Annotated in this window: 15 protein-coding genes and 2 other annotated features; of the genes, 11 read left to right on the top strand and 4 right to left on the bottom strand. The window is 34.8% G+C overall.

The features are described from left to right. The first annotated feature begins 23 nt into the window (after positions 1 to 23). The 7 genes from BCR26_RS00380 (at position 24) to BCR26_RS00355 (ending at position 6,872) form a co-directional block, all read left to right on the top strand. Entirely contained in the window at positions 24 to 518 is a 495-nt protein-coding gene (locus tag BCR26_RS00380; RefSeq protein WP_245676893.1) for a GNAT family N-acetyltransferase, read from the top strand. After that, the gene (locus BCR26_RS00375; RefSeq protein WP_084386962.1) at positions 518 to 823 is read left to right on the top strand and encodes a rhodanese-like domain-containing protein; all 306 of its coding nucleotides are present in this window, start codon (positions 518 to 520) and stop codon (positions 821 to 823) included. The genes BCR26_RS00380 and BCR26_RS00375 overlap by 1 nt, the downstream gene beginning before the upstream one ends. Positions 824 to 1,162: 339 nt before the next feature. Further along, positions 1,163 to 1,324 (top strand): hypothetical protein, encoded by a 162-nt coding sequence (locus BCR26_RS18415; protein ID WP_211272269.1) that lies wholly within the window; start codon positions 1,163 to 1,165, stop codon positions 1,322 to 1,324. Positions 1,325 to 1,788: 464 nt separating this feature from the next. Beyond that, complete coding sequence (locus tag BCR26_RS00370) at positions 1,789 to 2,622, top strand: PRD domain-containing protein (protein WP_069696975.1); 834 nt, start codon at positions 1,789 to 1,791, stop codon at positions 2,620 to 2,622. 149 nt (positions 2,623 to 2,771) lie between these two features. Continuing rightward, positions 2,772 to 4,673, top strand: a complete 1,902-nt coding sequence (locus tag BCR26_RS00365; RefSeq protein WP_069696974.1) for a beta-glucoside-specific PTS transporter subunit IIABC — start codon at positions 2,772 to 2,774, stop codon at positions 4,671 to 4,673. Positions 4,674 to 4,685: 12 nt separating this feature from the next. Beyond that, a complete protein-coding gene (locus tag BCR26_RS00360; RefSeq protein WP_069696973.1) occupies positions 4,686 to 5,411 on the top strand; it encodes a glucosamine-6-phosphate deaminase in 726 nt (241 codons plus the stop codon). Beyond that, complete coding sequence (locus BCR26_RS00355; RefSeq protein ID WP_069696972.1) at positions 5,412 to 6,872, top strand: glycoside hydrolase family 1 protein; 1,461 nt, start codon at positions 5,412 to 5,414, stop codon at positions 6,870 to 6,872. Between the two features lie 76 nt (positions 6,873 to 6,948). On the opposite strand, the gene BCR26_RS00350 is transcribed toward BCR26_RS00355, so the two are convergent. From BCR26_RS00350 to BCR26_RS00340, 3 genes are read right to left on the bottom strand one after another with little or no spacing between them, the layout of a single operon-like run. Further along, entirely contained in the window at positions 6,949 to 7,776 is an 828-nt protein-coding gene (locus tag BCR26_RS00350) for an amino acid ABC transporter substrate-binding protein (RefSeq protein ID WP_069696971.1), read from the bottom strand. 34 nt (positions 7,777 to 7,810) lie between these two features. Next, the gene (locus BCR26_RS00345; protein ID WP_069696970.1) at positions 7,811 to 8,443 is read right to left on the bottom strand and encodes an amino acid ABC transporter ATP-binding protein; all 633 of its coding nucleotides are present in this window, start codon (positions 8,441 to 8,443) and stop codon (positions 7,811 to 7,813) included. Positions 8,444 to 8,464: 21 nt separating this feature from the next. Further along, complete coding sequence (locus tag BCR26_RS00340) at positions 8,465 to 9,106, bottom strand: amino acid ABC transporter permease (protein WP_069696969.1); 642 nt, start codon at positions 9,104 to 9,106, stop codon at positions 8,465 to 8,467. A 100-nt stretch (positions 9,107 to 9,206) separates the two neighbouring features. Further along, positions 9,207 to 9,448 (bottom strand) — a binding site (T-box leader). Between the two features lie 45 nt (positions 9,449 to 9,493). Then, positions 9,494 to 9,723: a binding site (T-box leader), on the bottom strand. Between the two features lie 383 nt (positions 9,724 to 10,106). Here BCR26_RS00340 and BCR26_RS00335 point away from each other — a divergent pair. The 3 genes from BCR26_RS00335 (at position 10,107) to BCR26_RS00325 (ending at position 14,805) form a co-directional block, all read left to right on the top strand. Continuing rightward, positions 10,107 to 12,245 carry a MucBP domain-containing protein gene (locus BCR26_RS00335; RefSeq protein WP_069696968.1) on the top strand — a complete coding sequence of 713 codons (2,139 nt, stop codon included), beginning with the start codon at positions 10,107 to 10,109 and terminating at the stop codon, positions 12,243 to 12,245. A gap of 170 nt (positions 12,246 to 12,415) precedes the next feature. Continuing rightward, entirely contained in the window at positions 12,416 to 13,138 is a 723-nt protein-coding gene (locus BCR26_RS00330) for a gamma-glutamyl-gamma-aminobutyrate hydrolase family protein (RefSeq protein WP_069696967.1), read from the top strand. Between the two features lie 17 nt (positions 13,139 to 13,155). Further along, positions 13,156 to 14,805: a peptide ABC transporter substrate-binding protein gene (locus BCR26_RS00325; protein ID WP_069696966.1), complete on the top strand. Its 1,650-nt coding sequence runs from the start codon at positions 13,156 to 13,158 to the stop codon at positions 14,803 to 14,805. A gap of 89 nt (positions 14,806 to 14,894) precedes the next feature. On the opposite strand, the gene BCR26_RS00320 is transcribed toward BCR26_RS00325, so the two are convergent. Continuing rightward, positions 14,895 to 15,221, bottom strand: coding sequence for a DUF960 domain-containing protein (locus BCR26_RS00320; RefSeq protein WP_069696965.1), 327 nt, complete (start codon positions 15,219 to 15,221; stop codon positions 14,895 to 14,897). 185 nt (positions 15,222 to 15,406) lie between these two features. On the opposite strand from BCR26_RS00320, the gene BCR26_RS00315 reads away from it, so the two are divergent. Next, the gene (locus BCR26_RS00315) at positions 15,407 to 16,396 is read left to right on the top strand and encodes a hypothetical protein (RefSeq protein ID WP_069696964.1); all 990 of its coding nucleotides are present in this window, start codon (positions 15,407 to 15,409) and stop codon (positions 16,394 to 16,396) included. Positions 16,397 to 16,400: the final 4 nt, after the last annotated feature.

Here is a 16,400-nt window from a genome sequence, read left to right as displayed (position 1 = left end):
ACATGCTATACTGCTAAAAAGAGGTGAATCAATTGTTAATAAGAGAAATCCAAGAAAAGGACAATCAAGTCATTCAAATGATAATTCAGCAATCGCTAAAATCTTTTGACCTAGCGATTCCAGGAACGGCGTATTTTGATCCGCAATTAGCCAATCTAGCCGGCTATTATCAGCAGTTGCCGAATGGAAACTATTGGGTGGTTGAAGAGAATGGTCAGATCCTTGGAGGGTGCGGCATCGGTCCGTTTGATGAAGAGAAAGGGATTTGCGAACTTCAAAAAATCTATCTAACTCCAGAAAGTCAGGGAAAAGGAGTCGCAAAAAAATTAATGAACAAAGCTTTAGCTTATGCGGAAGAGCATTATGATTTTTGCTATTTAGAAACCATGAAACGGATGGAGAAAGCCAATAAATTATACCAAAGTTTTGGTTTCCAACAATTGGCAGAACCTCTAAAAGGATCAGAACATTCTGCCATGGAGTGTTGGTATTTAAAGAAACTAAAGGAGAACAACTAGTGAATAGATTATCAGTAAAAGAATTGAAAGAGCTGATGGAAATAAGATTGAATGAACCTGTTTCGATTGTTGATGTTCGGGAAATAGATGAGTTTACTCTAGGACATATTCCATCAGCAAAAAATTTTCCTCTATCGACATTGCCTGAAACAATCAGTAAATTAAACAAAGAGGAGCCACATTATGTTATTTGCCAGCATGGGATTCGTTCACAAAGTGCTTGTGGATTTTTGAAACAATCGGGCTATAACGTAATCAATGTTTCAGAAGGAATGTCTGCTTGGGATGGTAAAGTAGAAAGTTAATTTTTAAATAAAGAAGAAAAAATAGGGAGAAACATGTTGAAAATTTAAAAAATTAAGAAGTTATCGAACTTAGTCTACTCAGCCGCAAAATTTATAAATAACTAACTAATTTTGGCTTTAAAGATAGTTGAACATAGGTCATGTATCAATACTAATGTATTCATTCAATAGTGTTCCATAAAAAAAGATACTAAACAAAGTTTCTTCCTCTAGTATCTTGACAAAGTTATAATTGTAGAGGTTCAAAATTAAAGAACAAAGCCAGCGACTACACTACAGGAGACGTGGTAAAGGGCCAACTTCATTGGTGTAAATCTCAAAGAACGGAATAATCTAATGATGCACAGTATAAAGTGGCCGAAAGACACTTTATACTGTGCATCACCTGCTTTGCAAGCAGTCGTAGTGATTTTAAACATTATCAAAATACTATCTAACCAATTTTCAAAAAAGGTTCTTTCCAAAGAAACAGCGGTGCTATCAGGAGTTGGTGCCCAGTAACGGCGACTAGAAACCAATATGAATTCCTTGGGCATGTTATTTATTTAGCACAAGTTTGAAGGTTTGGGCTCAGAGTTGTTCCACGGTTTTTCACTGATATTAACTGCTTATAGCAGAGCCCAGTTATTGAAAAATCAGAATAGTTTCATCTGTTTTATCTGCACTAATAGTATTTGTTTTATCTGTTGTTTAATAGTAACTAATCTTTTTGTAATGAAGATAGAAATTTGTTGAAAAAGAGTTTGACAGCGTTTTCTCCCTATGATATATTGAAGGCAGTTAATGGAATTGTTACTGATTCGATCAGGCATAACCATAGTATAGTAAAAGTGATAAGCGTTTTTGTCATGTTTGCTATGTTATGGTTTTTTATTTTGTTTACTAAGATTTGTCTGAAAACGATAGGAAAATCCGAATTTATCAGACACATCCCAATAAGTTAGTTGGTATAAGGAGGGGAGTAAGTGTACATAAAAAAACGGATCAATAACAATGTTATTTTAGCTGTTGATGGGGAATTAGAAGTAATTGTCGTTGGAAAAGGTTTAGGATTTCAAGCTTATCCGAAAGAACCTGTAAATATGGAGCGGATTCAAAAGGTTTATCTACCTACTGAGAAAATGAGTGTCAAACAAATGGCTGTTTTACTTAACGAAGCGAGTTTTGAGGAAATACTACTTGTTGAAAAAATGATTAAGATTGGCGAAAAGGAGCTGGGAAAAGAAATTAATCCGGTCATTCTATTTAGCCTGTTGGATCATCTCTTGTTTGCCTTTAAACGCCTGAAAGAGGATATGATTATTAGAAGTCCCATTGAATGGGAAATTAAGCAATTTTATTCAAAAGAAGTTGCAATCGGAAAAAAAGCACTAGAATTGATTGAAACAGAAAAAAACATTCGATTACCAGAGACAGAAGCGGTCTTTATTGCCATGCATTTTATCAATTATCAGTTCGATCATGAATCCATGGAGTTAACGATGGATTATATGGAAGCGATGAGGGATATTACGCAGTTAGTGAGATATTATTTTCAAGTTGAAATTGACGAAAACTCTATTAACTATCAACGATTTCTAAATCACTTGCGCTACTATTTGATGAGATTGAACACACAAGAATCTATGCACTCCTTAGATAATGATGAAATTGTCTTGACCGTAAAAAATAAGTATCCAAAAGAATTTAAATGTAGTTTAAAGATTAGCAAATATTTGGAAGAACGTTACAAAAAGAAGGCATCTTTAGATGAACAGTTATATTTGACGCTACACTTAACCCGATTATTATATGCATAAATTTTTCAATAAATGGATTCGTTACAGTACGGCTGGCAAGACCTGATTGAAAAGGAGCTATTTTTTATCTAAAAATAGGCTTCTTTCAGTAGGTCTTTTATTTTTTAGCAGAAATAGAAATTGATGAAAAAGGAAAAGAGGAGAAGAAGATGCACGATTTAGCAAAAGAAATTATTTTAATTGTCGGTGGAGATGAGAACATTGTTAGTCTGACTCATTGTATTACAAGATTACGATTTAACTTGAAGAATGAATCTATTGCGGATACGAAAAAGTTAGAAGCTTTAGACGGCGTAATGGGCGTTCAGGCGCAAGGGGGACAATACCAAGTAATTATTGGAGGAAAAGTCGCCAAAGTCTACAATGAAATCATTAAAATTTTACCGCGATTAGAAGATCACCAAAGAGATTCGGCAACAACGGAGGAAAAAGATACCATTTTAAATCGATTAATCAACACGTTATCTGCAATTTTAGTTCCTAGTTTGGCACCAATTGTTGGTGGTGGTATGTTAAAAGGATTTTTATTTATGTTTACTAGTCTGGGGTGGGTAAATCCGGAAAGTGGAACGATGTTTGTTTTAACTATGACCAGTGATGCCATGTTCTATTTTTTCCCATTTCTACTGGCCGTAAGTAGTGCTAGAAGATTTAAAACAAATGAATATATGGCTTTAAGTTTAGCGGGGGTTCTAATGTATCCCACTTTACTGAATGCTGCTTTAGCTGGGGAGTTAACCAGTGTTAAGTTTTTAGGGTTATTGCCCGTTCCGATTGTGAATTATAGTAGCTCTATTTTACCGATTATTCTTGCAGTTTGGTTATTAAGTTATGTTTATCGTTTTTTTGAAAAAGTAATCCCAAGTATGATAACGGTTATTTTTACCCCCTTGTTATCTTTACTAGTGATGGTTCCTATTATGTTAGTTATTTTAGCGCCAATTGGCTTTTATGCGGGTGAATACATTGCACAAGGTATTGAAGCACTAATCAAATTTTCTCCTTGGTTGTCTGGGTTTGTCATTGGTGCAACTCGTCCACTCCTTGTTTTAATGGGGATGCACCATGCGATTCGTCCTATTACTCAGCAACAAATTGCAACGTATGGTTTTTCCACCATGAGTCCAATGAACTTTATGAGTACGATGGCACAAGCGACAGCCGCTTTTGCGATTTATTTCTTAGTCTCTAACAAAAAAATGAAACAAATTGCGATGTCTTCAACTGTTTCCGGGTACTTAGGAATTACAGAACCAGCACTGTATGGTGTTTTGGTGAAATATAAAGCTGCTTTTGTAGGGGCTTCTCTAGGTGGAGGGATTGGCGGAGCTGTAGGATCAATGTTAGGAGCAAAAGCAATGGCTCCCGTAATGCCAAGTATTCTTTCTATTCCAGTTTATTTAAATGATACCGCATTTGGGTTCATTGTGGGATTTGTAGTGACCGTCATTTCTACTTTTGTTATTACCTTTTTACTTGCAAAGAGTTTCTTGAAAATCGAGGATCAGCATGCTGAAATTGAAACAGATGAAATGGCATCAGAAGTAGCAGGTGTTATCTCGGTTGCTAGCCCAGTAACAGGCACCACTTATCCAATTAGTGATGTTGCAGATCAAACTTTTTCAAAAGAATTGATGGGAAAAGGGATTGCAATTTTACCCAGCCAAGATGAGATTGTCTCTCCAGTTGATGGAGTTGTTTCTGTAGCTTTTAAAACAAAACATGCGATTGGGTTGAAGTCTAATACAGGGGTAGAAATATTAATTCATGTTGGGCTTGATACGGTAGAATTAGAAGGAGAACATTACGAATTACTTTGTAAACAAAACCAAGCGGTTAAAATTGGCACTCCACTATTGACATTTGACCGTGAAAAAATTAGTGAACTGGGGTATGATACTAGTGTAATCGTTGTAATCACGAATACAGATGACTACCTGTCTATTATAACGAAAGATGAGCAATTACAGGTAAATGCGTCAGAACCCTTGCTTTCAATCGTTCCAAGTACGTCTTATTTAAATAATGAAACACAGTTAGTAGCAGAATAAGGAGGAAGAATAATGAAAGTTATAGTAGTAAAAGATTATGAGTCTTTAAGTAAAGTAGCAGCCCAACACTTGTTAGGGGAAATGTTTCAGCGACATGAGCGAGTAAATTTAGCCATTACAGCAGGTAGCACTCCGATTGGAATGTATGAATATTTAGCTCCTGAAGTGAAAGGAAAAGACTATTTAGCCCATGTCCATTATTACAATTTTGATGAAATTCCATATTTTTCAGGAAAACAAGAAGGGATTACAATTAGTGATTTAAGAAGATTATATTTTAATCCAGCGGGAGTTCCAGAAGCACAAATTCATGTGTTGGATGAAAAAAATTATCAAGAACAAGACCAGAGAATTTTTGATGATGGTGGCTTAGATGCTATCTTATTAGGAATTGGTGCAGATGGACATTACTGTGGAAATCTTCCAGGTACGACTAAATTTACTGATTTTACAACAAAAGTAAATTGTGATGAAGCAATGAAAGAACGAATTAGTGGGCATTTTGAAGACAAAGAAGAAATTCCAGATTTTTATGTGACAATGGGTCCGAGAAGTGTCATGAATGCTCGACATTTAATTCTTTTTGCTAGTGGAGAAGAAAAAGCAGCTATTATGAAAACAATGATTGAAGGTTCCATAACAGACGAAATACCTGCTTCCATATTGAAAATGCATCCTCATTTAACGATTATTTTAGATGAAGCAGCGGCAAAATTATTGGACAAGGAGCAATTATAGATGACAAAAACCATTTTTCCTGAAAATTTTTTATGGGGTGGCGCTACGGCTGCAAACCAATATGAAGGAGGATACTTGTCTGGTGGTAAAGGGTTAAGTACATTAGATGCGATAACAGGTGGCAACCATACGACACCTCGAATGATTACGTATAAAACCAAAGAAGGAAAAATCGAATCGTGTACAAGAGGTGCTGCTTTGCCGGAAGGTGCCGTTGGCTATGTAGATCCAGATCAGTATTATCCAAGTCATGTAGCAACAGATTTTTACCATCATTATAAAGAGGACATCGCTTTGTTTGCTGAAATGGGCTTTAAATGCTTTAGATTATCGATTGCTTGGTCTAGAATTTGTCCAAAAGGAACGATGGAAGTCAACGAAGAAGGCTTAGCTTTTTATGATAAAGTATTTGATGAGTTATTAAGTTATGGTATCGAACCTGTAGTAACCATTAACCATTTTGATATTCCAATGTATCTAGCAGACGAATTAGATGGTTGGTCGAATCGTAAAGTGATTGATTATTTCTTATTTTTCTGTGAAACTTTGTTTAAACGATACAAAGACAAAGTGACTTATTGGATGACTTTTAATGAAATTAATTTCTTACGTAGCTGGACTCAAATCGGCATCCATGACAATGATCAACAAGCGAAATATCAAGCAGCTCATCATTTGTTTGTGGCTAGCGGTAAAGCAGTAAAACTAGGGCATGAAATCAACCCAGATTTCAAAATTGGCATGATGGTTGCTTATATACCAAGTTATCCAATGACTTGTAAACCAGAAGATGTCTTAGAAGCGTTGAAATTTAATCGTGAGCAAGAATTTTACATGGATGTTCAAGTAAAAGGGTATTATCCAGCGCATAAGCTGAAAGAATTTGAACGTGAAAATGTTGTGATCAAAAAAGAAGCTGGCGATGATGAGATTATTAAAGAAGGAACGGTTGATTATATCGGCTTTAGTTATTATATGTCAACAGTCTCTGCATCAGATCCTAGTGAAGTAAAATATGTTGGTGGTAATCAAATGCCCGCAGTTAAAAATCCTTATTTAGAAGAATCTGAATGGGGCTGGGCTGTTGATCCTTTAGGGTTACGTATTTCTCTATGTAAATTATATGATCGTTACAATGTTCCGCTATTTGTAGTAGAAAACGGCTTTGGAGCTGTTGATAAAATAGAAGCAGATGGGACAATTCAAGACGACTATCGGATCGATTATTTCCAAAAACACGTTCTTGCGATGCGGGATGCGATTGAACTAGACGGAGTTGACTTAATTGGTTACACACCATGGGGCTGTATTGATTTAGTGTCTGCAGGAACAGGTGAGATGAAAAAACGTTACGGCTTTATTTATGTAGATATGGATGACGAGGGAAATGGAACATTAAAACGTTCTAGAAAACAATCCTTCTACTGGTATAAAGACTTGATTAAAAATAATGGAAATTAAGATACAGGTTAATCACAAGTAAAATAATGGTCCCCTTCATGAATTTCTTTTTGAAGGAGACCTTTATTTATTTTAATTAAATGGTCTGATCTATCCCGAACCATTTTTCACTAATTTCTTTCATTTTGCCTTCTTTTTTTAATTTTTTAAAAGCGTCATCAATTTTATTTTTCAATTCTTTATCGCTTTTGCGAATCCCTACAGCGAAGTCTTCTTCTTCAAAAGGTGTGTTAATGACAAGGTAATCTTTTGAATTCCTTTGTTGGGCGATATAGTAATTAGCATAGACATTATCAATGACTAATCCATCAATTCTTTTCGCTTGTAGATCCATGAAAGCATCATTGAATGTGTCAAAAAGAACAGGCTCGCCGTCTGTGATGATATCTGTTAATACTTCTGGGTTCTTCTCTAAAGCAGTAAGACCACTGGATTCATTTTGGGCGCCAAGAACTTTTTCTTTCATATTATCAGTAGATTTTATCCCACTATTAGCTAAAACTACTAATTCTTGCTTGTTTTTCATGTAAGGAATACTAAAAGCAACATTTTTTTCTCGTTCTTCTGTAACCGTATAGCCATTCCAAATCAAATCGATTGTGCCATTTTTTAATTCACTTTCTTTCATAGACCAGTCAATCGGTTGAAACTCTGGTTCAATCCCGTATTCTGCAAAAACTGCTTTTGCTAAATCGATATCAAAACCAACGATTTCATCTGACTTGTCACGAAAGCCCATCGGTACAAAGGTATCATCTAAGCCAATCACAATTTTTTTATTTTTCTCAATGGTGCTCCATTGATCCTTTTTCGTTTCCGCTGTTTTTTCTTTCGTGTTGCCACATGCTGTTATAAAAACCATCAATAATCCCATCAATAAAATTGCTACGTTTCTTTTTTTCATTTTTCATCCATCCTTCTCATTTTTTAGTTATTCTTTAAACAGATTCGACCCGAATTGTTTGATCGGCAATTTTTTCGGCAAATACTGGATCGTGGGTGACCACAATTTGCGTGACATTAGGAGATTTTAAGTTCAAAATCATTTCAGCCACATTTCCACTTAAATCAGGATCTAATGCACTAGTTGGTTCGTCATAGCATAAAACTCTAGGACCCATAGCCAAGGCTCTAGCAATCGCTACTCGTTGCTTTTGCCCACCAGAGAGCTCGTAAGGATAAGCGTCTTCTTTATTTTCTAACCCTAGTAATTTTAGTAGTTCCTGTGCTTTCTCTTTAGCTTCCTCTTTTGATTGTTTTAAAACCATTGTAGGAGCTAAAATAATATTTTCCAGGACATTTAAGTGAGGAAAAAGCTGGAAATCTTGAAAAACAACGCCAACACTGCGTTCTCGGTCAGTCTTTTTTTTCTTGGTTAAATTTTCATTATCTAGTAAAAGCTCACCACTATCAAAATTTTCTAATCCACTGATACAACGAAGTAAAGTGGTTTTTCCACCGCCAGAAGGACCTAAGATAACCGTAATTTCTCCAGTTGGAAAGTCGTAAGAGACTTGGTCGAGCACTTTTTTTGTACCAAAGCTTTTAGTCGCGTTTTTTATAGTTAACATAGTTTTGTTCTCCTTTTACACTTATTTATAATAATCAAAGCGCTTCTCTAAAAATTTCATGACATAGGTTAAAACGGCTGTAAAGAATAGGTAAAATCCACCAACTAAAATTAGAGGAACTAAAGTAACATCTCGGTTTGTGGCAATTTTTCCTGCTCGTAGTAAATCACCTAATCCTAAAACATAAATCAAAGAAGAGTCTTTTACTAAGTTGATAACTTCATTTCCGATAGAAGGTAATATGATTTTTACTACTTGTGGCAGAATAATTTTGTATGCCGTTTGGAAAGGTGTTAGACCTAAAACTTGAGCACTCTCTGTTTGGCCTTTCGGAATGGATTGAATCCCTCCACGGAAAATTTCAGCGAAGTAAGCACCGTAGTTTAAGACAAAGGCAATCATCACTGCGTCATAGCGTTCAAAGACTATATTGATAGCCGGTAGACCGAAGAAAATAAAAATTAATTGTAACAACAAAGGAGTCCCACGCATTAGCCAGATATAAATATTTAACAACCAGTTCAAAGGTTTAAAAGGAATCTGTAAACCAAATGCGACCACAATTCCTAAGGGGATAGAGCCAACTAACGTAAAGAAAAAGACCTTTAATGTCATCGCGGCACCGCTTAGTAAAGATGGTAAAATTTCTAAAATATAGTCCATAAATAATTCCTCCAGTAAATCAATTTATTGTTACGATTTTACTTCATTCAAAGGTAAACCATTTTCTATAGGTATAAAAAAGTCCTCTCGGCAATTAAGCCAAGAGGACGAAAGAATCGTGGTTCCACCTCAATTTGTTATCGTTTTGCAACAATAACCTCACAAACTCTTTATTTTAAAGAGTCTTTTCTGATAACGGAGAAGACCGCATCCTCTTACTGAATTCAGAAGATGACTAAAGCAAATGTGTTCCTAAATGGTTTCCAGCTTTTTCTCTCAGCATATGAAAAAGTCTCTTTCTGGAAATAGTCATTAAGTACTTGTTTTGCTTATCTGTTTTTCGATGATTGGTTGTTTATAAAAAATAAAAAGTCCTCTGGCAAAATGCCAAAGGACGAAAGAATCGTGGTTCCACCTTTATTTGTTATTGCTTTGCAACAATAACCTCATGAAGTCTGTAACTTCAACTGCTATAACGGGCTTACCCGAATTTTCCTACTAGTTCCTTCAGAAAATCAACTCCCAGATGTGTTTCACTAAATAATTAGACCTCTTCTCACCAACCAAAGGCTCTCTAAAACTAATAATAAAGCTACTCTTCTGTTCTTTGTTTTTTTATAACTTTACCATCCGAATAGCCATCTGTCAATAACTAAATTGTTAGAAAATTTAGTCAATAGAATGTATTGAGCATAAATGATTGGGAGAAGTCCTTTTCTATCAAATTATATGGAAAAGGATAAAAATGAAGCATCATTTCTATTTATAAGATTTAGCAACAGAAAATAGTTATTATATATTTTTATTTATGATATTTTTTCTCTTTTTTTATATTTTTGAATACCCACTATTTTTAAGACTTTTAAACCTTTTTGAATGGATAGCCATTTGATAAATTTACTTTAAAATTGATATATAAGCTATTTACAATTGTAAAATATTTATTTAATGTTAATATTATATGGAAAAACAAATTTTAAATAAATTTAAGGAGAATTTTATGAAGTATATAAATATTGGGCTTCTTTTAGCCATGTTGATAGGTATTTTTCAACCAGTAATTACTTTTGCTGATGAGTGGAATAGTGACATGCCAGAAAGCTCTACCGATGTACCTGTTTTGATAGATGGTAAAATAAATGATGAGCTAAGTGAAAATGACCAAATGACAGCTACTTTATCAACATCTATTGCATCTGGAACTTTTGGTACAAGTGATTGGTACATAGATTTAGATGGAGTCTTGCATATTGAAGAGGGAGAATTTGCTGATACGCCAAAAGTAAATGGTTATTCTCAAAGTCCTTGGCTTAACTATTCTGCTACTTTTAATAAAATCATATTTGAAGGACCTGTTAAAGCATCAAGTAGTTTAAACAATCTTTTCGATTATTTGTCAAAAGTTACTGAGATTCAAAATATTTCTTATTTGGATGTGTCAAATACCACTTCAATGCAACGAGTTTTTGGTGGTTGCTCTAGCTTAACAACATTAGATTTAACTAGCTGGGACACATCAAATGTTGAAGATATCTTTTCTCTTTTTAATGGTTGTGTCAATATGGAAAAACTAGATGTTTCTACTTGGGACGCTCGTCAAATGAAGGCTATTACTTATGCATTTTCTTCAATGGAAAAGTTAAAAGAGCTTGATTTGTCAAAATGGCAGGTCACACCGAACCTTTTTGCACAGGGAGTATTTATGGGAGATAGTTCTCTAGCTTATTTAGATTTATCTGGATTTAATATGACTAATTTAGATAGTTGGAATTCATATGCAACCTCTCGTTTTTTTCAAAATACAAATTCCTTAAAGGAAATCGTTTTAAGCAGTAATTTCAAATTTAGGAACTCAAGCAACGGACCAGAATTACCAAATATTGTTGTAAATGATAATTATACTGGAAAATGGCAGAATGTTGGAGAAGGAACTGTGGGCTTTCCTCAAGGGACTGATATCTGGACTAGTGCAGAATTTATGAACAATTTTGATCACATGCCTAAAAGCGATACCTATGTTTGGCAACCAGTTGCAAAAGCTGCAGGAGATATAACCGTAAAGTATGTCAATCAAGCTGGAACGGAAATTCATGAGGCACAAAAAATTGGTGGGAATGTAGGGGAGCGCTATGATGCGTCAACAGCAGCGTATCAATTAACAATAGAAGGCTATACGCTAGATGAAAGTAAGCTACCAGAGAATAGCACAGGAATTTTAACAGAACAGGAACAAACGGTAATCTATACGTACACTGAAAATCCGAAAATAGCAGGAGACGTGACAGTAAAGTATGTAGATCAAGCTGGAACGGAAATTCATAAGGAACAGAAAATTAGTGGAAATGTAGGCGAAGGCTATGATGCGTCAACAACAGCCTATCAATTAACAATAGAAGGCTACACATTAGATGAAAGTAAGCTGCCAGAGAATAGCACAGGAATTTTAACAGAACAGGAACAAACTGTAACCTATACTTATACTGAAAATCCTAAAGTAGCAGGAGATGTGACCGTAAAATACCTAGATCAAGCGGGAAGAGAAATTCATGAGGCACAAAAAATTAGTGGAAATGTAGGCGAAGGCTATAATGCGTCAACAACAGCCTATCAATTAACAATAGAAGGCTACACATTAGATGAAAGTAAGCTGCCAGAGAATAGCACAGGAATTTTAACCGAACAGGAACAAACGGTAACTTATACCTACACTGAAAATCCAAAAATAGCAGGAAATGTGACCGTAAAGTATGTAGATCAATCAGGAGTAGAAATTCATAAAGAACAGAAAATTAGTGGAAATATAGGCGAGGGCTATGATGTGTCAACAGCAGCATATCAATTAACAATAGAAGGCTACACGTTAGATAAAACTAAGCTACCAGAGAATAGCACAGGAATTTTTATGAAGCAATCTCAAACTATTCTTTATGTTTATACTATAAATAGAAAAATACCCGATAGCTTGATAGATACAGCGAATATGTTCCCACCAACACTATCGGTCTCCAAAGATCAGCGCTTCAAAAAGCTTCCGAAAACAGGAGAGGAAGTTAGATTATTTAGTGTAGTTGCGGGAGGTGCATTAGTACTATTAGGTGGCTTGGTTTATTTGAAACAGAGGAAAAAGATGAATAGATAAAAAGATGGACTCTACTTTAAGTAGAGTCTAGTTTTATATCAGCTTGAAACAATTCAATATTCTGTGATAAAGAAAACGTATCACGAGTTTAATATTAAGGCTATCCTTTCATTTCTGAATCTGATAAACTAAAAATAATAATCTATATTTTGAAAAGGGAGGAATAGCTGATGGGACGACCAGTTATGGGAATAGCGGCTAATGAAATTATGGACGCTGGAAAAACACTCTATCATTTACCGATTAGTTATACTCCGGCTGGCTATGTAAAGGCTGTTAATAATGCAGGTGGATTACCTTTGATTCTTCCGATAGGCTCACCAGATACAGCGAAAGATTATATTAATCAAATTGATAAACTAATTTTAGCGGGAGGACAAAATGTTGCTCCTGAATGGTATGGAGAATCAGTTCAGTGTGAAGAAAGTGCTTTGGCAAAAGAACGAGATATTTTCGAAATGGCTTTAATTAAAGAGGCGTTAAAACAAAAAAAACCGATTTTTGCTATTTGTCGTGGGATGCAAATAGTCAATGTGGCGTTTGGTGGCAGTCTTCATCAAGATATTCGACATATAGCGGACGATAACATTCAACATATGCAGGCACCGATTGCGAAAGAAATACCGACTCATAAGATTAGAACAACAGATACAAGTGTTTTAAGAAAAATATATGGGAAAGAAACAAAAGTGAATTCTTTCCATTGGCAGGCGGTAAAAAAACTAGCACCGTCATTAAAAGCAACCGCCTATAGCGAAGATGGGATTATTGAAGGAGTAGAAAGCAAATTTAAAAACGTTAATTTTTTAGGCGTTCAATGGCATCCAGATTTTGCATACGATCATTTGGAACAAGAAATGAATATTTTCCGTTATGTTGTAAAAAACTTATAAATAGAGGGGGATAAAAGATGAAGAAGAAGGTTGGAGTTTTAGTTGTTGTAGCTGCGTTATTATTAACGGCATGTAGTGGGGGGAATAAAGCCACTGAGAAGACGAAAGAAAAGATAGATGACAAGGTTGGCAAAGCTACGCAAGTCATTCAGGTCGCTTCTGGAGGCGAGTTGTCCACACTTGATAGCGCACATTATACAGATGTTTATAGTTCAGATATGATTGGTCAAGTAGTTGAAGGACTGTATCGTGTGGATAAAAATGGCGATCCAGAATTAGGCTTAGCAGCTGAAAAACCAACAGTTAGTGAAGATGGAATCGTTTATACTTTTAAGCTTAGAAAAGCTAAATGGACGAATGGTGATCCGGTAAAAGCTGGTGATTTCGTCTATTCTTTTAAAAATGTAGTCGATCCTAGTTATGGTTCAAGTAGTAGCAACCAAATGGACATTTTTAAAAATGGACGTAACATTCGTGAAGGTAAAGCAACCTTAGATGAGTTTGGTGTAAAAGCGATTGATGATGAAACCCTGGAATTAACATTAGAATACCCAATTCCTTATTTATCGCAAGTTCTGATTGGTACACCATTTATGCCAAAAAATGAAGCATTTGCTAAAGAAAAAGGTCAAGATTATGGCACCTCCGCTGAAAATTTTGTAGGAAATGGTCCGTTTGTCCTGACTGGGTGGGATGGCACACAAGAAAGCTGGAAATTAAAGAAAAATAATGATTATTGGGATAGTAAAAATGTTCGTCTAGATACGATTAATGTTCAAGTCATTAAAGAGATTGGAACAGGCACAAACCTTTTTGAAGCAGGCGATTTAGATTATACAGCATTAGCTGATACTTACGCTTTAGAATACAAAGATGCTCCAGAAGCACATTTTATTCCAAAAGCAACAGTAGGTTATTTAAGTCCTAACCAAAAACGTGAAGTAACAGGAAATGTAAATGTTCGCAAAGCCTTTTTACAAGCGATTGACAAAGAAACTTTTGCAAAGGAAATTCTTGGTGATGGTTCGACTGCCCTGAATGGATTTGTCCCTAAAGATTTTGCTAAAAATCCTGAAACAAAAGAAGATTTCCGCAAAGAAAATGGTGATCTCTTACCTTATGATATTAAAGCGGCACAAAAAAGTTGGGAAACTGCTAAGAAAGAGCTTGGCAAAGAAGAGATAAAATTAGAACTTCTTTCAGCAGACTCTGCGATTGCTAAAAAAACAATCGAATATGTCCAAGGACAATTGCAACAAAATTTACCTGGATTAACGATTACATTAAAATCAGTTCCTTTGCAAAATCGTTTAGACTTTCAAACAGCCGGTGAATTTGACTTAGTGTTTGGAACTTGGACACCAGATTATGCTGATCCAATTAATTTCTTAGAATTTTATGATTCAAAGAGCGGACTGAATACGGCTGGTTATAGCAATTTAGAGTATGATAGAGGGCTTAATGAGGCTCGAATTACTTTAGCCAATGAACCTGAAAAACGTTGGAATGAATTACTTTCTTTAGAAAAAACGCTGGTTGAAAAAGATGCTGCAGTTCTACCTTTGTTCCAAGGAGCAATTGGCTATTTAAAATCTGACCATTTAAAAGACTTACAAGTATTTCCATTTGGAAGAACAGTCTCTTATCGATTAGCCTATGTAGAATAAATCAGTAAAAAACTATGAACTAAGTAGAGGCAAAAACATCTGCTTGGTTCATAGTTTTTTTAGAAATATTGTTTTATAGGTAGTTTAAATTAATCATTTTCTAACATTTCGGTAGGGAGAAGAATGGTTTCATGGTTTCCATCATCAAATGCAAAAATTTGAGTAGGATATTCTTCTGAAAAAGGAAACGGTAAATCAATCGATAGTTCAACATCACTTAATTCTTGTGAGAAGTGAACCGTTACTTTGCCGTTGTTATTTACTAAATCAAAATAAAGCATATTTGTTAAAGGAACAACCCCTTTTAAATCTAAATCAATGATTAACCAAATGCTATCAATCAATTCACTAGGTAGGCTGGAGACGACTCCAAGGGAAGCGTAGCGACGACGGTCAGTATCAAAGCTTTCAAACATAAAATCAACCTCCTTTATATCATTAAATAAAGTATACTTCATTTGTTTGAAATTTTCTTCTATTCTGATTTTTCAAGCGTAAAAGGGAATTCGTTATTTTTGAAAAAAATGAGAATCAAAGAGATACTAGAATCAGTTAGATTTCATTGGAACAAAAGGAAAATGAACTAAGGAGGAATTTACTGATGGAAAAATATAAATTTATCAAAAAAATTGAACAACTAATAAATTCCCAAGATGTCGCAACTCTTCAAACCATGTCTCCGTTTATGAAATGGGTACCAAAAAAAATTCAAAATAAAATAATCAGTCAGTCCGCTCAAAAAAATCCGTATATGGGTTTTGTAGTAGAGCCTTATAGTGTTTTTTTATGTTATGAAATAAAGGATTTGGAGCAGGCTAAAGCGTTAATACCAGATAATTTTAGCTTAATAAAAACAAAAATATTTACAGAGGATGAACCTAAGTATTATATGATTTTCACTTGCTTTAATGTTCATAGTAGTGCTTTTTGGGGAACTCGTTTAGAAGTAAATATCATTGCCGAAAATAAAGAAACGGGGTTGTTAAGCTGGCTAATAATTGACTATGATACGAATACATTAAGTTATGATAAAAAGAATGGACTAATGGAGTCTAATGCTGAAAAGGCTTTGGTAACAACTGATTTTGAAGGGAATATTATCGTTGATATTAAAAATAGTTTGAAAAAACGGTCTCTGATTTTTGATTGCCAGATGTCTAATTCAAAGTTGGAAAAATTAGATCAGAGATTATGGCTAGAGGGCAATTTATCTGTAGGCTATGGGAAAGAAATTTCATTAAACTCAAGCGATGTTTTTTCTCTGAAATTTGATCCTAAAGAAGTTGAAAAAGGATTCAATATTCCATTAGAACAAGTAAATATAGTGAAAAATACTTGGTATGAAGGACTAATTGATACTGAACCAACAATGGCAGTTTATTTCCCCTATGCACAGCACTATTTGTCCGACAGCCCAGGACATTTTAGTTTACCAAAAAATGAATTGGAGATGGTAAAACAGGTGAAAGAACTTGATTTAGATCACTTACCCTTGTATTCATCCGCTTCGATTCGAAAAATGTTCGTCGTTGGTATTGCCATGAATTTTTTTGTATTTGTCACACTAATTATTTTATTATTTTTAAAGTGAGTGC

This window comes from Enterococcus rivorum (assembly GCF_001742285.1).
Taxonomy (GTDB): domain Bacteria; phylum Bacillota; class Bacilli; order Lactobacillales; family Enterococcaceae; genus Enterococcus_L; species Enterococcus_L rivorum.
This window is presented reverse-complemented; position numbering and strand designations above follow the sequence as displayed.

Coding starts and splice junctions, on each gene's coding strand:
- BCR26_RS18415 (WP_211272269.1), top strand. CDS start 1,163: ATGCACAGTATAAAGTGGCCGAAAGACACTTTATACTGTGCATCACCT.
- BCR26_RS00365 (WP_069696974.1), top strand. CDS start 2,772: ATGCACGATTTAGCAAAAGAAATTATTTTAATTGTCGGTGGAGATGAG.
- BCR26_RS00360 (WP_069696973.1), top strand. CDS start 4,686: ATGAAAGTTATAGTAGTAAAAGATTATGAGTCTTTAAGTAAAGTAGCA.
- BCR26_RS00355 (WP_069696972.1), top strand. CDS start 5,412: ATGACAAAAACCATTTTTCCTGAAAATTTTTTATGGGGTGGCGCTACG.
- BCR26_RS00350 (WP_069696971.1), bottom strand. CDS start 7,776: ATGAAAAAAAGAAACGTAGCAATTTTATTGATGGGATTATTGATGGTT.
- BCR26_RS00345 (WP_069696970.1), bottom strand. CDS start 8,443: ATGTTAACTATAAAAAACGCGACTAAAAGCTTTGGTACAAAAAAAGTG.
- BCR26_RS00340 (WP_069696969.1), bottom strand. CDS start 9,106: ATGGACTATATTTTAGAAATTTTACCATCTTTACTAAGCGGTGCCGCG.
- BCR26_RS00335 (WP_069696968.1), top strand. CDS start 10,107: ATGAAGTATATAAATATTGGGCTTCTTTTAGCCATGTTGATAGGTATT.
- BCR26_RS00330 (WP_069696967.1), top strand. CDS start 12,416: ATGGGACGACCAGTTATGGGAATAGCGGCTAATGAAATTATGGACGCT.
- BCR26_RS00325 (WP_069696966.1), top strand. CDS start 13,156: ATGAAGAAGAAGGTTGGAGTTTTAGTTGTTGTAGCTGCGTTATTATTA.
- BCR26_RS00320 (WP_069696965.1), bottom strand. CDS start 15,221: ATGTTTGAAAGCTTTGATACTGACCGTCGTCGCTACGCTTCCCTTGGA.
- BCR26_RS00315 (WP_069696964.1), top strand. CDS start 15,407: ATGGAAAAATATAAATTTATCAAAAAAATTGAACAACTAATAAATTCC.